Below are 2,892 nucleotides of genomic sequence, written 5' to 3' on the forward strand. Positions count from 1 at the left end.
GCCCGGCGGAGACGCGACGCCGCCGGCCTGGGGCGACTGGCTCCGCATCGTCGCGGCGCAGACGCGGGCCGGGAACCAGCCGCTGCTGTCGGGCGCCGAGAACCTGCCGCTGCTCGCCCTCTCCCGCGAGGAGAAGGGCCGCGTGGCACTCATGCTGTCCGACCACACCTGGCTGTGGGCGCGCGGCTACCAGGACGGCGGTCCCTATCTCGACCTGCTGCGCCGCCTCGCGCATTGGCTGATGAAGGAGCCGGCGCTGGAAGAGGAGGCTTTGCGCGCGCAGATGACCGGCCGCGGTCGCGAGGTCCGCGTCGAGCGCCAGACCATGGCGGAGGCGACCGATCCGGTCGTCGTCACGAGCCCGACCGGCAAGACCAGCACGCTCACCCTGAAGCCGTCCGAGCCCGGCCTGTTCGGCGCGACCTTCGAGGCGACCGAGCTCGGCCTGCACACCTTGCGCGCGGGCACACTCGCCGCCTTCGTCAGCGTCGGCCCGCCGAACCCGCGCGAGCTCGCCGACGTGTTCAGCGACACCGATCGCCTGAAGCCGGTCGCCGACGCCTCCGGCGGCTCGATCCGCCGCGTCGCGGACGCGTCCGGCGCCGTCCAGGTGCCGCGCCTCCAGAGCGTGCGCGGCGGCCGCCTCTCGGGCGCCGACTGGATCGGCTTCCGCCCGAGCGACAGCGCCGTCATCCGCGGCGTCGAGGTCTATCCCCTGGCGCTTGGGCTCGCGGCCCTGGCGCTGCTGGCCGCGGCCGTGCTGGCGATGTGGCTGGTGGAAGGCCGACACGGGCGGGCGGCTTGATCTCATAGGGCAAGTAGCCCTTTAGTTTGGCTTTTCCATCTAGATTCCATCAAATATGCCTAATCTCAAACAAAACATCAGGGAGCTTCAAGAACACAATCTCTTTGTGATGTCCTTACTGCGCGATGAAGCTGTGCACCTCTTTGAGGTGGCAGAGGATCGCGAAAGCAAGATTGTTGCAACATTAAGCCATCTTTTTTCGTATATTTTTTCACGAAGCCAGACCATATCTTTCTTGATCGGCGGTGGATACGATTGGGATGCTGAAATAATACTACGGTCATTCTACGAAACTGCAGCAAAAATTATCTACATTTGTTCTGTCGATGATGAGGAGCGGCCAACTTTAGTAAATGAATTCTGGGACGAATTAGGCCCAATCAGCGATCGAAAAAATGCGGTGCGAGCTTCGTATGCTGAGGAAGCCCTTGGAGAAGGTGTTTCCTCGAAAATTTTACGAGCACTCCAAAATGGAAAAATATTCGACCTTGAGAGTGAAGGAAATAAACATTCTCGAAAGCGGCTTGAGAAAAAATGGTCTTTCACTGAAATTATTTCGGTTCTTGAGGCAAGATCGCTAAAGGGAAAACCACTAAAAGGCATAAAGTCTCTTTTGCATATGTACGGATCTAGTAGCCATCTAATACATGCGGATAAGTTTGCCATGGACCTCATGCATGATCGAGCTACTCGACCGGCCGAAGAGCTAATTTTTCTGAAAGCAGGTCATGTTTCGAGAATAATGAGCGACCAAGTCAACATACTTTGGCTATGTATAGAAAATTTCCTAGATTTGACTAAGGGTCACTTCAAGGACGAAATGAAGCTTAAAATTGCCTATCAGAAATTTTCCACCAGCAGCAATTTATTGATAACCCTTTTCGAGGAAAACCAGAGCCCATTTTACCACGAAAGCTAGATATTTATTTATCAGCTTATTTAATAATTTTACATATCATCGTCTGTTGAAAAAATTCCCGATCTCGGCCGCCGCCGCATCCGGCTTCTCGCGGTGCGGGAAGTGCGCGGCGCCTGGAAACGGCGCAAGGTCGAGGTTGGAAAAGTATTCCGGCAGGCGGTCGGTCCAGGCGTAGGGAAAGAGCGGCGAGGAGTCGCCCCAGCGGATGCAGGTCGGCACCGCGATGGGTTTCGGCACAGGCGCCTCGCCGCGGATCATCGCGATCCGGCTCGCGTTCTGGCTGAGATACCAGTCGAACCCGCCCTGCAGGTTGCCGGGCTGGAGGAAGTTGTCGACGAAATCCTCGATCACGTCGTCGAAGGCGTGCGGGTTCGGACCCGACCAGTGCCGCAGGATGCCGCCGACATAGGTGTTACACGCCTCCCGCGACGAGCCGACGAGGTCGGCCGCGTAGGGCATCAGGTGGAAGGACTGGTACCAGATCTCGCGCAGGTTCTCGGGCGCGCCCAGGCGCGGACCGATGCCGCCATACGGGCAGTCGAAGAAGAACAGGCCATCCATCCGCTCGGGCGCGGCGTGCGCCAGCCCCTGCGCGACGTAGGCGCCGACGTCGTGCGAGACCACGCCGACGCGATCGAGTCCGAGGGCGTCGAGGAGCGCGAGCATGTCCTGCACGTGGGCCTTGGGGCCGACCTTGTCGTTGGGGCCGGCATCGGGCTTGCCGGTCCGGCCGAAGCCGCGGAGGTCCGGCGCGATGCAGGTGAAGCGCTCGGAAAGCCGCGCCATCACCGGCTCCCAGGTCAGCCAGAATTCCGGCCAACCGTGAAGCAGCAGCAGCGGCGGCCCGCTGCCCACCTGCGCGACGTGCAGGTCGAGGCCGTTCAACGGGAGGGTGTCGTGGCGGATCGTCGGCATCGGTCTTCCTGTGCTGTCGGCCCCAACGCGCGGCGGGCCGCAGGGTTGTCGCCGGTGCGGCGGGGTCTGCGCGGACACGCCGGGTTGGCGTGGCGGCGCGGTCCGTCCTAAGCAGGCTGGGATGGCCCGGCGACGGGCCGACGGACCGGAGACCGCCCCCTCGTGACAGCGCATCCCGTGATCGGACGTTTCTTCGCCGCCACCTTGGCCGCCGCCCTGACGCTCTCGTGCATCGCAGGCCCCGCGCGCGCGC

At 61.5% G+C, this 2,892-nt stretch carries 2 protein-coding genes and 1 pseudogene; 2 read left to right on the top strand and 1 reads right to left on the bottom strand.

Features of this window, described 5'->3' with window-relative positions; translation table 11 throughout:
* Both FV222_RS21980 and FV222_RS21985 read left to right on the top strand, forming a co-directional pair.
* A pseudogene (locus FV222_RS21980) lies at positions 1 to 805 on the top strand (hypothetical protein); the annotation flags it as partial.
* Between the two features lie 55 nt (positions 806 to 860).
* Positions 861 to 1,724: a DUF5677 domain-containing protein gene (locus FV222_RS21985; RefSeq protein ID WP_147815637.1), complete on the top strand. Its 864-nt coding sequence runs from the start codon at positions 861 to 863 to the stop codon at positions 1,722 to 1,724.
* A 36-nt stretch (positions 1,725 to 1,760) separates the two neighbouring features.
* Here the strand turns inward: FV222_RS21985 and FV222_RS21990 are convergent, their stop codons facing one another.
* Entirely contained in the window at positions 1,761 to 2,639 is an 879-nt protein-coding gene (locus FV222_RS21990) for an alpha/beta hydrolase (RefSeq protein ID WP_147815638.1), read from the bottom strand.
* Positions 2,640 to 2,892 lie beyond the last annotated feature (253 nt).

This window comes from Methylobacterium sp. WL103 (assembly GCF_008039885.1).
Taxonomy (GTDB): Bacteria; Pseudomonadota; Alphaproteobacteria; order Rhizobiales; family Beijerinckiaceae; genus Methylobacterium; species Methylobacterium cerastii.

Coding starts and splice junctions, on each gene's coding strand:
- FV222_RS21985 (WP_147815637.1), top strand. CDS start 861: ATGCCTAATCTCAAACAAAACATCAGGGAGCTTCAAGAACACAATCTC.
- FV222_RS21990 (WP_147815638.1), bottom strand. CDS start 2,639: ATGCCGACGATCCGCCACGACACCCTCCCGTTGAACGGCCTCGACCTG.